Origin of the sequence: Mediterraneibacter sp. 210702-DFI.3.120 (genome assembly GCF_020561005.1) — a bacterium.
GTDB lineage: Bacteria > Bacillota > Clostridia > Lachnospirales > Lachnospiraceae > Mediterraneibacter > Mediterraneibacter faecis.
The window spans coordinates 111,824-129,223 of record NZ_JAJCNG010000005.1; the positions used below are offsets into that span (position 1 = coordinate 111,824).

Annotated in this window: 15 protein-coding genes; 6 read left to right on the plus strand and 9 right to left on the minus strand. The window is 42.5% G+C overall.

Annotated elements, in window-relative coordinates:
- Positions 1 to 24 precede the first annotated feature (24 nt).
- Complete coding sequence (locus LI162_RS04555) at positions 25 to 2,664, minus strand: glycoside hydrolase family 3 protein (protein ID WP_155204351.1); 2,640 nt, start codon at positions 2,662 to 2,664, stop codon at positions 25 to 27.
- 192 nt (positions 2,665 to 2,856) lie between these two features.
- On the opposite strand from LI162_RS04555, the gene LI162_RS04560 reads away from it, so the two are divergent.
- Entirely contained in the window at positions 2,857 to 4,056 is a 1,200-nt protein-coding gene (locus LI162_RS04560; protein WP_055160423.1) for a helix-turn-helix domain-containing protein, read from the plus strand.
- A 21-nt stretch (positions 4,057 to 4,077) separates the two neighbouring features.
- Here LI162_RS04560 and LI162_RS04565 read toward each other — a convergent pair whose 3' ends face one another.
- Positions 4,078 to 6,555: a glycoside hydrolase family 2 protein gene (locus LI162_RS04565; protein WP_055148873.1), complete on the minus strand. Its 2,478-nt coding sequence runs from the start codon at positions 6,553 to 6,555 to the stop codon at positions 4,078 to 4,080.
- A 175-nt stretch (positions 6,556 to 6,730) separates the two neighbouring features.
- Positions 6,731 to 9,028, minus strand: a complete 2,298-nt coding sequence (locus tag LI162_RS04570; RefSeq protein WP_155204355.1) for a glycoside hydrolase family 3 C-terminal domain-containing protein — start codon at positions 9,026 to 9,028, stop codon at positions 6,731 to 6,733.
- Between the two features lie 371 nt (positions 9,029 to 9,399).
- Here LI162_RS04570 and LI162_RS04575 point away from each other — a divergent pair, with 371 nt between their 5' ends.
- The 5 genes from LI162_RS04575 (at position 9,400) to LI162_RS04595 (ending at position 12,178) form a co-directional block, all read left to right on the plus strand.
- Positions 9,400 to 9,597 (plus strand): hypothetical protein, encoded by a 198-nt coding sequence (locus LI162_RS04575; RefSeq protein WP_144366189.1) that lies wholly within the window; start codon positions 9,400 to 9,402, stop codon positions 9,595 to 9,597.
- Positions 9,558 to 10,520: a HipA domain-containing protein gene (locus tag LI162_RS04580; RefSeq protein WP_055157683.1), complete on the plus strand. Its 963-nt coding sequence runs from the start codon at positions 9,558 to 9,560 to the stop codon at positions 10,518 to 10,520. The genes LI162_RS04575 and LI162_RS04580 overlap by 40 nt, the downstream gene beginning before the upstream one ends.
- Positions 10,521 to 10,673: 153 nt before the next feature.
- Positions 10,674 to 11,066 (plus strand): transposase, encoded by a 393-nt coding sequence (locus LI162_RS04585; protein ID WP_227155863.1) that lies wholly within the window; start codon positions 10,674 to 10,676, stop codon positions 11,064 to 11,066.
- Positions 11,067 to 11,146: 80 nt separating this feature from the next.
- Positions 11,147 to 11,503, plus strand: coding sequence for a transposase (locus LI162_RS15885; RefSeq protein ID WP_242849388.1), 357 nt, complete (start codon positions 11,147 to 11,149; stop codon positions 11,501 to 11,503).
- 495 nt (positions 11,504 to 11,998) lie between these two features.
- Positions 11,999 to 12,178 carry a hypothetical protein gene (locus LI162_RS04595; RefSeq protein WP_020436084.1) on the plus strand — a complete coding sequence of 60 codons (180 nt, stop codon included), beginning with the start codon at positions 11,999 to 12,001 and terminating at the stop codon, positions 12,176 to 12,178.
- 209 nt (positions 12,179 to 12,387) lie between these two features.
- On the opposite strand, the gene tnpA is transcribed toward LI162_RS04595, so the two are convergent.
- The 6 genes from tnpA to LI162_RS04625 all read right to left on the minus strand — a co-directional run.
- The gene (gene tnpA, locus LI162_RS04600; RefSeq protein ID WP_020436085.1) at positions 12,388 to 12,843 is read right to left on the minus strand and encodes an IS200/IS605 family transposase; all 456 of its coding nucleotides are present in this window, start codon (positions 12,841 to 12,843) and stop codon (positions 12,388 to 12,390) included.
- Between the two features lie 348 nt (positions 12,844 to 13,191).
- Positions 13,192 to 14,094 carry a dihydroorotate dehydrogenase gene (locus LI162_RS04605; RefSeq protein ID WP_015527962.1) on the minus strand — a complete coding sequence of 301 codons (903 nt, stop codon included), beginning with the start codon at positions 14,092 to 14,094 and terminating at the stop codon, positions 13,192 to 13,194.
- Positions 14,094 to 14,876 carry a dihydroorotate dehydrogenase electron transfer subunit gene (locus LI162_RS04610; protein ID WP_015527963.1) on the minus strand — a complete coding sequence of 261 codons (783 nt, stop codon included), beginning with the start codon at positions 14,874 to 14,876 and terminating at the stop codon, positions 14,094 to 14,096. Before LI162_RS04610 ends, LI162_RS04605 begins: the two co-directional genes overlap by 1 nt.
- Before the next feature lie 70 nt (positions 14,877 to 14,946).
- Complete coding sequence (gene pyrF / locus LI162_RS04615; protein ID WP_155204357.1) at positions 14,947 to 15,876, minus strand: orotidine-5'-phosphate decarboxylase; 930 nt, start codon at positions 15,874 to 15,876, stop codon at positions 14,947 to 14,949.
- Positions 15,877 to 16,338: 462 nt separating this feature from the next.
- Positions 16,339 to 16,770 (minus strand): DUF2752 domain-containing protein, encoded by a 432-nt coding sequence (locus LI162_RS04620; RefSeq protein WP_020436088.1) that lies wholly within the window; start codon positions 16,768 to 16,770, stop codon positions 16,339 to 16,341.
- A 32-nt stretch (positions 16,771 to 16,802) separates the two neighbouring features.
- Positions 16,803 to 17,400, minus strand: a 598-nt coding sequence (locus LI162_RS04625; protein ID WP_227155865.1) for a CD225/dispanin family protein, incomplete at its 5' end; no start/stop codon positions are given.

Here is a 17,400-nt window from a genome sequence, read left to right on the forward strand (position 1 = left end):
TTTGTTTTTCTGATTCTTTCTATTCTATGAAAATTTTGCCATTGTACGAATCAGAGCGGTAACATTCTCCTGAAGTCTTGCCGTGTCTATGGTACCGTTCTCCAATCCTTTCTTTATCTGACCGGTATATGTATCATCATTAGAGCCCGGTGTAATCCAGCAGTTTCCCGCCTGTACCATTGCTGCCACATCTACACTGTCATAGGTTGTCCAATCCGTCATTACAAAACCGGCAAACCCATTTTCTTCTCTGAGAAGCCCCTGTAGAAGTTCTTCATCCGCTGCTGTCGGGCAGCCGTTTACCGCATTATACGCCGTCATAAAGCTGGCTGGCATATGAACATCCATCGCATATTCAAAAGTCCGAAAATAAATTTCCCGGATTGCACGTTCGGAAATCAGACTCTGATTTCGCTTTCTGGAAGATTCACAGTTGTTCCCGATAAAATGTTTATAGCAGCCTCCGACCCCGGCTCCTTCCAATCCTTTTGCATAAAATCCAGCCATGACACCGGACAAATACGGATCTTCCGAAAAATATTCCGGCTGTCGTCCATTTAGCGGATTTCTGTGAATATTAAATGCCGGGGCAAGAACCAGCGGCATGCCCAATGTCTTCGCTTCTTCCCCGATTACACACCCGATTGCTTCCGATAATTCTTTATTGAACGAAGCACAGATTGTAACGCCTGACGGCATTCCAATATTTTTGATGTTCAGATTGACTCCGCTGTTTCCATCGCTCACCGGAAAGTCCGGCAAATCATATCCTTCTGTCTGAAACACACGACCTGCCTCACCAATACCTTCCATTCCCCACCCAGCCGAGGCACAGACGCTGATGCGGGCAAGTTCCTCCGGTGACATCTGTGCCACAAACTCAGCCGCACGTGACGGATTTTTTCTTACAGCATCAAATGTTACCTTCTCTTTTGGTTTCTCCATATCAAACTTTGCGGGATAATGTTTCCTCTTCTCATAAGGCAAAAATGTCAACTTATTTTTGACCACTCCGGAATGCGCTCCTGTCGGCCATGTATCATCCGGATTTGTTTTGGATAATCTTGTAAATTTGCAATCGCAGCAAAGCAGGTTGGTTACCTGTTTGATTATTCTTGTTTCTTCTTCGTCGAATCCGCCGCATTCCGCTGCTTCAATACTGTTTCCCACATAAATACGGTAATATCCTTTTGATAAAATATACGCCGCTTTTTCTTCCGAATATGAAGTCAATACTTTCACCGGAACATGAACCGAAATCTTCTGTTCCTCTCCCGGAAGCAGTTCCTTTGTTTTTTCAAAGAATACCAGTTCTTTTTCCGGCTGCTCCAGTTCTGATTCCGGTTTGCCTACATAAACCTGAACAACTTCTTTTCCGGCTTTTTCCCCGACATTCTTCACATATACATCCAGTTCCAGTACTTCCCCGTCAAATCGAATATTCTCCTGCCTGATACAAAACTCCGTATAACTTAATCCGTAGCCAAACGGATACGCCGCTTTTTTCCTGAATGTTGTAAAATAACGATATCCTACATAAATGTCTTCCTCGTAACAAGTATCCACATATATATTTTCATCTGCTGTCAGACGTGTTTTATCCACACAGTCATAGAAATTTTTCGACGACGGAATATCAAAATAATCCTTTGCCCATGTATCCGGCAGCTTCCCTGACGGATTTACAGCCCCGCTCAGGATATCCAAAAGTGCCGGTCCTGCAAGCATTCCACCAAATCCCGAATATATAAGTCCTGCAACTGCATACTTTTCTGCAAATGTCACATCAATCGGATATCCGACATTTAAAATCACAATTGTCTTTGCAAATGTATCCGTTATTTTTGCAATAAGTGCTTCTTCATCCTCGCTCAGATAGTATTCCCCTTTCGCCGTGGAAGCATCCTGGTTTTCTCCTGCTGCACGTGTCAGGAACACGATTGCCGTATCGGACAAATTCTTTGCACGCATCAACATCTCGTCCCCCGGTATCTCATCCCTGTCGCAGCCGTAAAATTCAACCAGTTCTTCATTCAGTGAATAAGCTTCTCCTTCCCTGGCAGCCTCCACAAAATTAACACTGTAGCGAGGATTGATTTTGCCTGCCCCCACTGCTCCGATACGAAATTCGTGAATACCTCTGCCAAACAGATTCAATACCGTTCCCTTCTTCAGCGGAAGAACTTCTGCCTCATTTTTCAAAAGAACGATTCCCTCCCTGGCGGCTTCCAGTGCAATCTGTTCATGTGCTGCATCTTCCGGCTTCGGTTTCACTTTTTCCACACCTCTGACCGTAAAATCCTGCGGATTCATCTCATTCCCATCCATATCCACAAAACCTTCCACGTGAAGTTGATATTCCCGACCGTACTCTGTCACAAGTCCACGAAGCGGAATTCCAAGCACCCACATATTCCCCATAACTTCCATATACTGGTTGATACAGCCGGATACCACCCTGCTATCTAAGGTGACGGTTCCCTGAATATCCGGATTCATCGGCTTTGCCCACATCATAAGCAGACAGCCGGATAGTCGACGATCCAGCATAAAATACAATCCGTCAATATCATGAAAATCGTACTCCAGCGGTCCCATTTCAAAAAGCAATGGTTTATCTTCTTTTCCTGTCGGAAGCTGTTCCCAAAAATCTTCCATTCCCATGTTGAGTCCTCCTTTTAAATACTTTCATTGAGTTATCTATAAAATATCAAATCATATGATTTTTGTATTACAATATTGATTACAATATTTCAATTTTGTCCTTGTTTTTATAAATAGAACGCCTTATAATTAGTATTACATCCATTTCAAAGAGAGTTTAAAAGTACGGTTTTACCTGGAAAGGAGTCTTCCATGATTACTGATTTAAAGGCATTTTGTGAATTATTTTATGCATCAACCTCCATACCGATTGGCTATTACCACGCTTCACCCGACGATGACTGTTCCTTTCCTTCGATTTTGGAAGACCCGTCTGTTTTTAAAGGCATCCTGTCCGGTTTCCGACATTTCACAAAAAACCCGGACTATTTTATCGCGCAGTCCTTCGGCTATTATGGTTATATAAAGCCGGAGCATGCTGATTGCGTAATCATCATTGGTCCTGTATTCAGCACACCTATTTCAGATCTTACACTTCGCACTTTCATGCAGGAATGGGCAATCAGTCAGGAACACAAACCGGATATACTCCAATTTCTGGTCAATATTCCTCAGATTTCCTTTAACCAGTTTCTCCAGACACTTGCCTGGCTTCACCTGTGTTTCAACGATGAATATATTTCTGTTGGACAGCATTTTAATCTAGAAAACACAAGCAGCATCAGCGAGTTTTCCAATGTACATTCCAATCAGGTGATGAATGCAAAGGAAGAACAGCATTTTCATAATACCTACCAGTTTGAACAGAAACTTTTGCAGTATATTCAAAATGGAGACGTCGAAAAAATGAAAACATTGTTAAACACCCCCTCCAAATTATCAGGTGGTCTTATGGCTGACAACTCCCTCCGGCAGGAAAAGAATGTTTTCATTACAACTGTCGCAATTGTTACAAGAAGTGCCATTGCCGGAGGAATGGATATGGAACAGGCTTACCAGCTTGCCGATGTATATATCCGTGAATGTGAAAAGCTGCAGAATATTTCCCACATTGAAACCTTGTCTTATTCTATGCTGATTGATTTTACGGAACGGGTTTCGCAAAATAAAATTCCTCAGGGAATGTCTCTGGAAATATTTGAATGTATTCAGTTTATTACTCACCACATCAACGAATCCATTCGGGTTGGCGATGTAGCTGAGCATATCGGAAGAAGCCGCTCTTATTTGACAAACAAGTTCAAAAAAGAGCTCGGCTTCGATGTCTGCAGCTTCATTATGCGGTGTAAGCTGGAAGAGGCAAAAAGTCTCCTGACGTATTCGGATAAGACATTAAGTGAAATCAGTAACTATCTTTGTTTTTCCAGTCAGGCTTACTTTCAGACTGTATTTAAGAAAAAATATGGTCTGACTCCGACACAGTATCGGAATCAGACCCATAAAATCTACTAATATACCAGACGAGGCTTCTTTCTATTTGATGTTCAAAACGAGTTTTTCTTCTGCAAAATTTACTGCTGAAATGGTTACGATTGCCTCCCCCGGACATTTTGCAGCCCGGATTACTGCCATTACACTGCCGTCATAGGTATTCCATGTATGAGACTGGTAACTTCCTTCGCAGCTCGGGTCTGCACTACCAAATCCCTGCAATGCAGCACATCCCTCTACCTTAATTGTAACTGCTGCACTTTCCCGACGATTGAAATTTCCTGCTGCGTCTTCCAGTCTGATTTTTACGAAAGTAAGACTTTCTCCGTCAGCAGGAAGTTCATTCCGGTCAGCTTCAACCTTAAGCTTCACCGCTTTCCCTGCTGTCTGTAAGACAGTCCGGCCTGCCTCCGCCCCGTTCAGATAACTGACTGCCTCCAGCTTTCCCGGATGATAAGGTACTTCATACGTCACAACATATACTCCGCCAATCGACTTTCGTCCCAGACTTTCCCCATTCAAGAACAGTTCTACTTCATCTGCATTGGCATAAACATCCACACTTGCTGTTTCCCCTTCATATCCCGGCCATGTCCAGCTTGCAAGATTATCCTTCCACATCCACGGTGTCTTTCCAACTTCAATTCCTGCCTTATCCATCCGAAGTACACCGATAGACGGTGCATGACCAATTTCGAACACTGCCTGCCGCAGATAACTGATTGGTTTACGATCACCAAGAATATCAATGTCACCGATACCTGCCAGTCTGTCCGGCCAATGCGCTGAAAAATTCACTCCTCCATTATAATGGAATATACCGCATCCGGCTTCTCCCAGATAATCATATCCGGTCCATGTAAAGTCTCCTAACACATGTGGATTGCGCTTTACGATATCCCACAAATGAACAATGTCCGCCGGAAAAGTCTCTGTGCCAAGCACAACCCGATTCGGATGACGTATGTGATCTTCTTCATGTAATGCCGTCAGATAATTATATCCGGCAATGTCATTTGCCGCAGCAAATTCTCCTATCATTTCTTCCAGAATCGGACTGGTGGCAATCGCATCTGCCAGCGGTCCCACCATAACCTCAGCCATCCCATTGATTTCATCTGCGCCTCCACGCTTCTGCTCATCCGGCTGCTGCATCGCTTCAAGCTGCTCCGGAGTCATCCCTGTAGCCTGGCACATAATTTCGCCCATTCGGTCATTTCCTGCCATCAGACCATTGATTCCGTTCGTCGTATAGCGTGTGGCATCCAGCCGTTTCATTTCTGCATGAATCCTCCGATTCCATTCTGCCCCTTTTGGAGTGCCCGCCTCCGGAATCTCATTTCCGGTCGAGTACAAAATCACGCATGGATGATTATAGTTTTTTTCCACCATGTCCCACACATCCTGCTTCCAATGTGTCGGAAAATAATTTGCATAGTCATGGGGATTCTTTGTCCGAGTCCACATATCACTCAGTTCATCCATCACCAGCATCCCCAGTTTATCACAGGCATCCAGCATTGCCTTACTCATCGGATGATGTGCACTTCGAAGAGCGTTAAATCCGGCTTCCTTCATCTGGCGGCAGCGCCGATACTCCGCATCCGGAAATGTTGCCGCTCCGATAATCCCATTATCATGGTGAATACAGGTTCCCCTCAGTTTCGTTGGTTTACCGTTCACTAACAGCCCATGTTTTGCATTCAGCCGAAGTGTACGGATTCCTGTTGAAATATTTACACTGTCTATTGGATTCTCATCCTCAGAAATTGTAATCCGGCAGGAGTATAGATTTGGTGTTTCATCACTCCACAATGCAGGATGTTCTACAAGCAAACGCTGACAGCACATCTGCGTGCTTTCTCCAAAAACAGTTACCGGTATGTGCTCTGCGGCTGCTTCCGTCCCATTCGGTCCGGTCAATGTAATTTCCACCTGTACCGTTTCGGAAACCATTCCCCGATTACAGATTGGAACCTCTACTTCCACGACTGCCGCCTCACAGTCAGCTTCTCTTGTTGTAACACGCACCCCCTGAGCAGGAATATGCACAGTCTTTCCCACCCATGCATACACAGGACGGTATAACCCCGCGCCACTATACCAGCGGCTGGACTGCTCTATACTGCATACTTCTACTTTCAGTTCATTTTCCTGTCCATACTTCAGATAACCGCTGACGTCTGCAAAAATGCCTGTATATGGATTCACATGCTCTGTTACAAGATCCCCGTTCATATAAATGCGGCAGGTATCTGCAACACCTTCAAATTCCAAAACAACTGTACATCCCTTCCACGCTTCCGGAATCTCCCACTTTTTCATGTAAGTATATTCACCGCCCGGATAAAATCCTGTCTGATGTGCATTCGCAGTTGCCGGAGTTCTTTCCTGATAAATCATGGCATCATGGGGCAAATCAATATTTTCTATATTTCCTGCCTCTCCCATCATTAACTCCATCATTGTTATGGTTCCTTTGGCAAACTGCCAATTCTGGTTTAAAGATATTTTTTTCATACGGACCTCCCTAATGCAGCTTGTTCATTTTTTAACTATTCTAACAGTTGAAGAGTATTCCGTATTATAAATATAAATTTATTATTATAATTTTGTAACACAATTTTTCAGAAAAATACCGGGAGAGAGGAAACTCGAATCCCCTGTCCCGGCGGTTTTTGTTATATCTATAAGTTTATTCTGCTGCGTTTAACGCTGCAACAAGTTGGTTCAGTGCTTCCTTTGTCACTCCCGGTACAAAACTCAGCATCTGTCTGAGCGGCATGGCTTCCATCATTGCCGCCATCATTTCGTCGTTGATCACTCCGGAATCATCCTGCATTTGTTCCTCTGTACTCTCGCCGTCCATTCCTTCCATTTCACTCATTGCCTGTTCCAATATGGCTTTTCCTTTCGGGTCTGCCATGATTTCTCCCATTGTGGAATTGAGGGTATACACTTTCGGCAGGACGGTTTCTGATTCTACCTGTACTTCCTCTGACAGAAGCACTTCCTGTGCATTCCGGCAAATCTGGATTTCATAGGCTCCGGTCTCCACATGCCAGTCATGGATTTCCGTATTCCAGTATGCATAGGCTCTGCTGTCAAGTTCAAAGGTGACGGTTTTTGTCTCACCCGGTGCAAGTTCTGTTTTTTCAAATGCTTTTAACTCCCGTACCGGGCGGATGATTGTTCCGCCCTTCGGCGCTACGTAAAGCTGTACGACTTCCTTTCCTGTACATGCGCCTGTATTTGTTACGTCTACGGATACCAGCAGTTTTTCGCTTTCCTTAAACTCCTTTTTGTCCACCGTAAGATTGCCGTAAGAAAAGGTCGTATAAGACAATCCGTATCCGAATGGGAACAGGACTTCCATTTCTTTGGATGTGTAATAGCGGTATCCCACAAATACGCCCTCTGAATAAACCGATTTGTCATGTTCTCCGCCGTAATTCAAATAGCATGGCGTATCCTGTATCCGAAGTGGGAATGTTTCCGCCAATCGTCCGCTTGGATTTGCATTTCCGTAAAGCACATTGACCACTGCACCGCCCACAGCCTGTCCGCCCAGATAGGCTTCCAGCACGGCTTTTACTTTTCCGAGCCACGGCATTTCTACCGGAGCGCCGTTGTGAAGCACAACAATGGTGTTCGGCTGTGCTTCCGCCACCGCTTCAATCAGTGCGTTCTGGCAGTTCGGCATCCCAAGATGCTTCCGGTCATACCCTTCGGATTCAAAGCTGTCCGGCAGTCCGGCAAAGATTACCGCCACGTCCGCATTTGCAGCAGCCTCTACGGCTTTTGCAGCCAATGCTTCATCCGCTTTATCCTCAACATCATCAAAGCCTTTGGCAAATGTGATGTTTTCCTTTTTTACAGTTGCGAGAAATTCTACGGCGTCCATTGCAGATTCTGTTTTAAAGCTGTTGATGTGGGAACTTCCGCCGCCCTGATAGCGTGGTTTCTCGGCGTATTTGCCGATAAAAGCCACCTTTTTGTCTGCGGACAACGGGAGAAGCGCATCCTCATTTTTCAGAAGCACAATACACTCCTCTTCGATTTCCCGGGCTGTCTCATGGTCTTTTTCATGCTGAAATACCGCGTTTTTGTCTCTGTTTTCCTCATATTTGAAAATAACATTCAAATATTCTTCACAGGACTTGTCCAGTACAGATTCATCCAGTGTTCCGTCCTGTACTGCGGCAACGATTTCCGCATCCGTAGCGCCTTCACAGGACGGCATTTCCAGATTGCAGCCTGCTTTCAGAGCTTCCACACGGTCATTCATCGCACCCCAGTCTGTCATTACATAGCCGTCAAATCCCCATTCCCTGCGGAGCACATCTGTGAGCATTTCTTTGTTTTCACAAAGGTATGTGCCGTTCAGCTTGTTGTATGCGTTCATAATGGTCCACGGCTTTTCCTTCTTTACCATTCCTTCAAAAGAAGCAAGGTAAATTTCACGCATGGTGCGTTCATCCATTTCTGAAGAGCTTGTTAAGCGGTGATATTCCTGGTTATTTGCCATAAAATGCTTCGGACTTGTTCCGATATGTTTGCTCTGGACGCCGTGGACAAGCGCACCTGCCATTTCCGTTGACACAAGCGGGTCCTCTGAATAGTATTCGAAATTACGTCCGCACAGCGGGGAACGCTTAATGTTCATAGCCGGGCCTAAGATTGCGCTTACATTTTCTGCCTGACACTCTTCCCCCAGTGTTTCTCCAAGTTTTGTCACCAGCTCACGGTTAAAGCTGGATGCGGTTGCACATCCCGCTGGAAAGCAAACAGCCTGAATGCTGTCGTTGATTCCCAAATGGTCTGCTTTATCGTCCTGCTTGCGGAGTCCGTGAGGTCCGTCTGATACCATTTCCGAAGGGATTCCGAGACGTTCCACTCCTTTTGTGTGCCAAAAATCAAGCCCGGAACACAAAGATGCTTTCTCCTCCAGAGTCATTCTGGAGACCAATTCTTTTATTTTTGCTGTTTCCATGTTTCATCCTCCTGCCAATCTTTCTCTTTTGGATAAAGATAGCATACATTTTTCTTTTCGTATTATAGTTTTGAGTTATTTATTGTAAAAATAGGTTTGCATTTCCTTTACTAAATGATTAGGGAATGCAGTACCCCGTTCCCTTTACAGGTCGCAAGCGCAAGGATTTCTTCAATCGGTCCCCGATATGGAAATTTAATAGTGCCTAACACCACTGTGGTCTTTCCTATATTATTCAAAGTATCTGCATTTTTCTATATAAATTATTTTAGCTAATACTCTTGTCGTGAACAAAAGATTGTGAAATCAAGAGAGATAAAGTATAATAGCTATAAGTTATTTTTCTGAAAAAAATCGAAAGGGTGACAGTTATGCAAGATAAAACAAGTACAATTTCAACAAACATACCTTGTGGTCTTTATGTTTTGAAGCATAAAGATTTTGATGTTGCTATGGTTGATATCGATATTTATTCAGGAAAAATACAATATATATTAGACGTGTACCTTCCGGAAGAATTACCAATTGGATGCAACCGATTGGGGAAGAACATTGTTGGAAGGACTTGAACTTTTATGAAAATGATTTTACCGATGAATTAGGAAGTTTGTTAACAGATTCAAAGAATGTGGATGTGGATGCGAATTACTCGAAGTTCTCTCCGGCATCATCGTTAAATGGTGAGATGAAGAAGAAATGGGTTATTGAGAACGGAATCCGTTACCTAATGAAGGTGAATGCGAATGATTATGGGCAGCAGTCCATCAATGAAGTGATTGCAAGCAAACTTCATGAAAAACTTGGTTGGGATAATTATGTCCAATATAGAGTTGACACGGCAATCGTAGATGGAGAAAAAGTTCCGAGTTCCTTATGTCAGTTATTTACCTCGAATGAGTTGGAATTAGTGTCTGCATATCAATTGATCAAGGATATTAAGATACCAAACGATTCCTCTGAATTCGAGGAGATTATCCGTCAGGCTGTGAATTATGGAATGGAAGAAGCGGTAGTCCGTCAACAACTAGAATATACGATTTTGACAGATTTTATTCTGAGTAATACAGACAGGCATTATAACAATTTTGGATTTTTGTATCATCCGCAACTACACCGATTGGTTAAGATGGCACCTGTTTTTGATACCGGAAATTCATTGTTTTACAATAAGGAAATCATACCACAGGGAAGCAACCTTCTGGACGTAACAGTAAATTCGTTTAAGAAGAAAGAGGTTAGCTTACTGGAATATGTATCAAAATCAGATCTTGTGGGGATTGGTAAATTAGAGAGCTTTCCGAAAGAGGTTTACAATTTACTGACATGCAATACAGATATGCCTGATGAACGTGCGAAGAGTATATCAGGAACCGTTCAGCAAAAATTGGAGTATCTGAAATTATTTCAACAAGGCAAAAAGATTTGGAAAAAAGAAAACAGGTTTTTGATACGGCAGTTACGTATTATTACAATCAAGCATGCAGAGTGGTAGAAGGAATGCGAGTGGCAGAGGAATACCGTGCAAAAGCTAATAGAACAGTTCGAGAAATCCGAAATTAATAAATGAAAACCGTAAATAGTATCTAAAAGGCTGTCGCTTTTATAATAAGAAGTGATGGCCTTTTTGTATATATAATCCGAAAAGTTGAAATCTAAAAGAAAGCAGAAAATTCTGGAAAAATCTTGGGCAAAACCATTTTCAAATATTATTTTTTCAAACATTGATGAGATGATATTTGCCCCACTCTATAGTGATAAGCGTAATTCACGTCCGAATGCACCTGTAAATGTAATTGTAGGTGCCCTAATCCTTAAGGAACTCAATGGACTTACGGATGACGAGATTATTGAAGAGTGTGAGTTTGATTTCCGATATCAGTACGCTCTTCATACAACCAGTTATGAAAACCAGCCTTTGAGTAATCGGACGTTTAGCAGATTCCGCGAAAGAAATGCAGCTTATGAACTGACCACCGGAAAAGATCTGATTCATGACTGTATTGTAGCTCTTTCTGAAAATATCCGTAAATTCAGGTAAACGGAGCCGGAACACAGATTACCGAATGTCCTGCTGGAAATAAGCCAAAGAGCAATTCCTATATTAAACAAACAGATTCCATACGAGCTTCGTTCTACAGATACCAGTGTGAAGGATGCCCATACCAAAACCAATGCAATCCTGCAATAAAAGAAAGAACAGCAGTCATGATGGTTCCGTTAAAATCAAGAAGACGAATCTTAGAATCATCAGAAATATGGAACGATGCCACCTGGGCATGGATTGGAAGAATCCGAAATGGAGTGGAGACTGTTCCATCAGTCATCCGAAATAAATATCTGGTAGATCAAATGCCGGTCAGAGGAACGCTGAGAACCAAACAGTTCTTCGGCTTTAAAGTTGCTTCCCTAAATATCACTAAACTGATGAGATACACCAAAGGGAAGCTGAAGTGCAGAACTTTTGAGCTGGCATAGGGATGATAAATCGCCCTTTCGCGGAATCGAAATACCAAAAACATAGATTTATTCAGTTGTCAAAGGACAAAAAATATGTGCAGTTGTCAGTCACAGAAAATGTAACTTTTGACACCCACATCATAAAAAATAAAACGGCAGAAAAACAACTTATTCATAAGAAAAATTTTAGTTATATAAGCGGTAAGGAAAGCCAAATAAATTTTTATCTGCAGGAACCGCAGTGCTGCGAAAGATAATATTATGGAAAAACGAATTATCTAAAATGTCAGAATAGTATGAATGTCTATTGAAAGTTGTCTAAATATATAATATAATACTATTACAATAAAAACGAGTATTCTTTGTTATGAGAGGATGAGAATCCATTGGCATATTAATTTCACATCGAAAAAATATAGGAAAGTAGTGTAAAATATTTATTTTTAAGAAAGATATATGTGTTGCCAGAAATCTTGTGGAATGTAACAGAATTAAAGGAAGGAAAAAGAATTTATGAAAAAGCATTTATCGGCTATCATAACAAGTATCGGAATCATGATTGGAATTATCTTACTGATTTTGATTCAGGTAATTGGAAAGACGAATATCCTTGACATACTGGTAAGGTGCTATGCTTTTTCTATCCCATTATGGATTACTATTATTGTTTCCTTAAAAAGAAAAGAAAAGTAGTACCGCTATTTTAAAAAAAGACCACCACCCGTCCAACGGGTGGTTTGCTCTAGGGCTATAAGCCCTTGTTACTAGGCCCGCGTCTCAAGGCGCTGGCTTTCTCTTTAGGCTATGGAAATTCTGTTTACACAGCCTTCCCACAGCTCCGTTCAAGCCATATTGCTCTTAACTCGTCGCTACCCCTTAAGGGGCTTTGTTACTACTTGGCATTAACCCTTAAAAGGGTTCTCATATTCTTTTACACTTAACTTATCCATTGCAATATCGTGCTTTTCTTGTTCCTGGATATATTTTTTTATTGTTGCCTCATTTAATCCAACTGTGCTAACATAATATCCTTCCGCCCAGAAATGACAATTTCCAAATTTATATTTTAAGTTTGCGTGTTTATCGAATATCATAAGTGCACTTTTTCCTTTTAAATATCCCATAAATGGTGATACGCTTATCTTTGGTGGAATACTTACTAACATATGGATATAATCTGGCATTAGATGTCCTTCAATAATTTCAACGCCTTTATAACTGCACAATTGCTTTATAATATCTCTAATATCCTCTTTGTATTGATTGTAAATTACTTTTCGTCTATACTTTGGTGTGAAGACAATATGATATTTGCACATCCATTTTGTATGTGCGAGTGAATATTCTTTCTTCGCCATAAATTACCTTTCCTTTCTACAATATAGCCTGAACAACTTTATTGTACACGGAAAGGTAATTTCTTTTGTATAACAATCGACGCGCACCCGCATAGCGGGTGGTTTATTGTTTCGTCCATCTACATTTTTCGGATCAACGAAAAACTCCAATGGACTCAACAGACTAAAGTCCATAAACTATGAGAAACACGCTCCGCGAGTTTCTCAAGTTATCGCGACAGTCGCCAAGGTCTCGTGCAAGCACGGACTTTGGCTCGTTGTTCGCGTAAATAAAAAAGTGGAAGTCTGTCAATGTTTTCAGTCCTTCCACTCATTTTCATTCATTTATCTTATTAATTCTCTCCGGGTTTATTTTACAATACCAACCATATCTTTTACATTCTCAAAGCCATTCTTCTTCATATAAGCTTCGATTCCGTCGATCACTTCCAATGTCACTGCCGGATTGTGGAAGTTTGCTGTTCCTACAGACACTGCGCTCGCACCTGCAAGAAGGAATTCGATTGCATCTTCTGCACAGGAAATTCCGCCCATTCCAATGATTGGAATATTAACAGCCTGAGCAACCTGATAAACCATACGCACTGCGACTGGTTTCACGATCGGTCCGGATACTCCTCCGGTCTTATTCGCTACTGCAAATGTCTTTCTGTTGATATCAATCTTCATTCCTGTCAGTGTATTGATCAGAGACACCGCATCTGCTCCACCGGCTTCCGCTGCCCTTGCAATCTCCGTGATATCTGTTACATTCGGTGTCAGCTTCATAATGATCGGCTGCTTTGCGATCTTCTTAATCTGCGCTGTCAGCTTTTCTACATTATGTGCATCCTGTCCAAATGCAAGGAATCCTGCATTGACGTTCGGACAGGAAATATTGATCTCCATCATATCAATCGGTTCGTCTGCAAGACGCTCTACAACTGCAAGATATTCTTCCGGAGCGTGTCCGCATACATTTACGATGATCTTTGTATCAAAATTCTTCAGGTATGGAATATCTCTCTCGCAGAACAGATCGATTCCAGGATTCTGAAGTCCGATGGCGTTCATCATACCGCCATAAACTTCAGCTACACGCGGGGTCGGGTTTCCTGCCCACGGTACATTTGCTACACCTTTCGTTGTCACTGCTCCAAGACGGTTCAGGTCTACAAATTCTGAAAATTCTTCCCCTGAACCAAATGTTCCGGATGCAACTGTTACCGGGTTTTTCCATTCTACACCGGCAATATTTACGCTCATGTTCATTAGATTTCCACCTCCGTAGACAAGAATACAGGGCCGTCCTTACAGATACGCTTGTTATTTACATTGCTGTGCGCGTCCTTCTCTTTGGACTTGCATACACATGCCAGACAGGCACCGATTCCGCATGCCATTCTCTCTTCCAGTGAGATATAACACTCGATTCCGTTCTCTTCTGCGTACTGTTTGATCGCACGGAGCATCGGAGTCGGTCCACAGGCATAGATCATATCTGCTTCCAGAGCATTTTCACGGATTGCGTCCATAACATTTCCCTTTGTTCCGACACTTCCATCTTCTGTGGAAATATAAAGTTCTCCGTTCTGCTCGAACTCTTCCTTAAGGAATGTCTGTGCGTCGCGGTATCCTACTACGATCTGTTTCTTCTCGCAGTCCATCTGCTTCGCCAGTTCAAGGATTGGCGGTACACCAATTCCTCCACCCATCAGAAATACTTTCTTTCCTTCAGCCTTCTCGTATGGGAATCCATTTCCAAGAGGTCCGATCACCGGAATGATATCTCCTGCTTTCAGCTTAGAAAATTCTTCTGTTCCTGTCTTCGGTCCTGTCACACGATAAACAACACGAAGTCTTCCGTTCTCTTTATCAATCTCACAGATACTGATCGGACGCGGAAGTAATTTACTTCCATCTGTTGTATACATAGAAATAAACTGTCCCGGCTTTGCGTCCTTTGCTGCCTCTGTATTGATCCACATGCTGTAGATTCCATCCGCCAGCTGCTCCTGGGAATGTACTACTGCATTTTCTTTCTGCTTTGCCATAAACTTATGCAATTCCTTTCTTGAAATTATGAGAAACACGATCTGCGGATTTCTCAATTTCTATGGTAAATTATTTTGCCGCTGCAAGTGCTCCGCTGATATCAGCTACCATTGCTTCAACTGCTGCTCTTGATGCATCACCGAAATTCTCCGGTCCGAACTTCGCATAAGCTTCCTGTTTGTAAGCTGCAATAATTCCACGGGAAGAGTTTACGATCGCACCAAGTCCGTCTTTGTTAAAGAAATGAACAAGGTCTTTTCCCTGTCCGCCCTGTGCACCGTATCCCGGTACAAGGATATAAGACTTCGGCATGATCTCTCTTAATACTTTACCCATCTCCGGATAAGTAGCTCCTACAACCGCTCCGATGTAGCTGTACTCATCTCCCATGCAGTCAGCTCCCCACTCGGCAACCTTCTCACCAACCCACTCATAAAGCGGTCTTCCATCAATGATTCTGTCCTGGAACTCTCCACTGGACGGATTGGATGTCTTAACAAGGATGAACAGACCTTTCTTCTCTTCCTTGCATACGTCAACAAATGGATTCACTCCGTCAGATCCAAGGTACGGATTCACTGTTGCAAAGTCCTCTCCGAATGGTGTATATTCCTTGCTTCCAACCTTAATCTTTCCAAGATGTGCTGTTGCATAAGCAGCAGATGTAGAACCGATATCTCCACGCTTTACATCTCCGATGATCACAAGGTCTTTAGACTTACAGTAATCTACTGTCTTCTTAAATGCCATCAGTCCAGGAATTCCGAACTGCTCGTACATTGCGATCTGTGGTTTTACTGCCGGAATCAGATCATAAGTCTTGTCAACAATCTCCTTATTGAACTGCCATACTGCCTCTGCTGCTCCTTCCAGAGTCTCACCATACTCTGCATAAGCCTTATCAAGTACGTGCTGTGGGATGTAGTTCAGCATTGGATCGAGTCCAACTACGATTGGTGCACCTGTCTTTTTGATCTTCTCTACCAGTTTATTAATCATTCTTCATTCCTCCATATCCTGTTACTTTTCATCGGATCACCGATGAATGATAACCTTCGGTCTTTCCTTCAGGTTGACGCGTTACTTTTCTTTACGCACAATATGATGTAAGTGTCAAAAGTATAAATTGCGTTTGTGCTCGCACAAATAAGCAATTTATACTTATTGACACGCCGAACACCGAAAACGGAATAAAATGGTGTGAATACGCCATTTTATGGGAGTTTGAGGTGTTCGAGGATTGCGGGAATTGCATAGCAATGGAGCAATCCGGTTACATCAGTGAGTGGCAAAATTTACTTTTGACACTTACATCACAATATATCATTTTTCATAATACCATATTCTTGAGAATTTTCCTAGTCATGCTTTTTAATAAATCAAAAAATGAAAAATGAAGTTCTTTCTCTGTCACTCATTTAAACAGAATCTGAAAGAACTTCGTTTCTCTGATTTTATTTTTTAATATCCCGCCGGCACAAGCAATGTAAATGGATAAATCGGAATATTTCTCACGATTCCGAACCCCACCACTATAACTAATACCACATATAGGACTTTCTGATTAATCTTCTGATCCACATGATTACCACCGGTCAAAATCCAGTCAATCAATCGTGCTACAATATACATCCCAAGAAACGGGAGTAATGTCACATACATCGGATTATACCGGAATGCCATATAAAATCTTCCATGTAAAATAGAATAGCTTGCCCGCCCGGCACCGCACCCCGGACAATACAGTCCGGTAATAATATGAAAGAGGCAGGGCAGCGGATACTGGTGCGGATTATGAAAAAAGAGATAACCCGCAGCGGCCACTGCAATCACTGCCCCCGTCAGAACTGCGATGATCCTGGCTGACCTTTTTGTTTGAAATGCTTCACGCATCTTTATCTTCCAAATCATCATCCGCTCACTTTTTAATAATAGTAATAAGCTGAACCGGAAACTGCTCCTGTCACGATCAGAACCATGTAGATCAACCATGTGAGAATACCAATTGCAAAGGATACGATAATCCAGATTCTTGCCATCTTCGCATTATTCTGTGCTTCTTCAAGATTTCCTGCCATCATAGCACTATTGATCTTTGCTGAGAACACGATTCCCACTACACCAAACGGGAGACAGCAACATAATGTTGAAATAATCGATAATATAAGATATGGAACCCAGTTCACTGGCTTCTGTGGCATTCCATTGAAATTATTCTGCTGATAATATCCCTGGTTCTGCTGACCATAGTTTGGATTCTGCTGAGTATAATTCTTATTCTGCTGGTTATAATTCTGATTTTGCTGACCATACCCCTGTCCATACTCATAATTGTTTGATTCACCATAGGAAGTATTCTGCTCCTGATTCAAACTTTTGTATGGATCACTCTGATATGAACCTGCCACATCCTCTGGCTGTGTTGGTTCTGTCGGCTGCACATCTTCTTCTGGCTGCACTTTTTCTGCCGGCTGCACATCTTCTTCTGGCTGCACTTTTTCTGCCGGCTGCACATCTTCTTCT

What these genes read in the sequence shown, in the direction of transcription:
- LI162_RS04565 (WP_055148873.1), bottom strand. Translation starts at nt 6,555, where the DNA reads ATGAAAAAAATATCTTTAAACCAGAATTGGCAGTTTGCCAAAGGAACC.
- LI162_RS04575 (WP_144366189.1), top strand. Translation starts at nt 9,400, where the DNA reads ATGCAAGATAAAACAAGTACAATTTCAACAAACATACCTTGTGGTCTT.
- LI162_RS04610 (WP_015527963.1), bottom strand. Translation starts at nt 14,876, where the DNA reads ATGGCAAAGCAGAAAGAAAATGCAGTAGTACATTCCCAGGAGCAGCTG.
- LI162_RS04570 (WP_155204355.1), bottom strand. Translation starts at nt 9,028, where the DNA reads ATGGAAACAGCAAAAATAAAAGAATTGGTCTCCAGAATGACTCTGGAG.
- LI162_RS04555 (WP_155204351.1), bottom strand. Translation starts at nt 2,664, where the DNA reads ATGGGAATGGAAGATTTTTGGGAACAGCTTCCGACAGGAAAAGAAGAT.
- pyrF (WP_155204357.1), bottom strand. Translation starts at nt 15,876, where the DNA reads ATGATTAATAAACTGGTAGAGAAGATCAAAAAGACAGGTGCACCAATC.
- LI162_RS04580 (WP_055157683.1), top strand. Translation starts at nt 9,558, where the DNA reads ATGCAACCGATTGGGGAAGAACATTGTTGGAAGGACTTGAACTTTTAT.
- tnpA (WP_020436085.1), bottom strand. Translation starts at nt 12,843, where the DNA reads ATGGCGAAGAAAGAATATTCACTCGCACATACAAAATGGATGTGCAAA.
- LI162_RS04620 (WP_020436088.1), bottom strand. Translation starts at nt 16,770, where the DNA reads ATGCGTGAAGCATTTCAAACAAAAAGGTCAGCCAGGATCATCGCAGTT.
- LI162_RS04605 (WP_015527962.1), bottom strand. Translation starts at nt 14,094, where the DNA reads ATGAACATGAGCGTAAATATTGCCGGTGTAGAATGGAAAAACCCGGTA.
- LI162_RS04560 (WP_055160423.1), top strand. Translation starts at nt 2,857, where the DNA reads ATGATTACTGATTTAAAGGCATTTTGTGAATTATTTTATGCATCAACC.
- LI162_RS04595 (WP_020436084.1), top strand. Translation starts at nt 11,999, where the DNA reads ATGAAAAAGCATTTATCGGCTATCATAACAAGTATCGGAATCATGATT.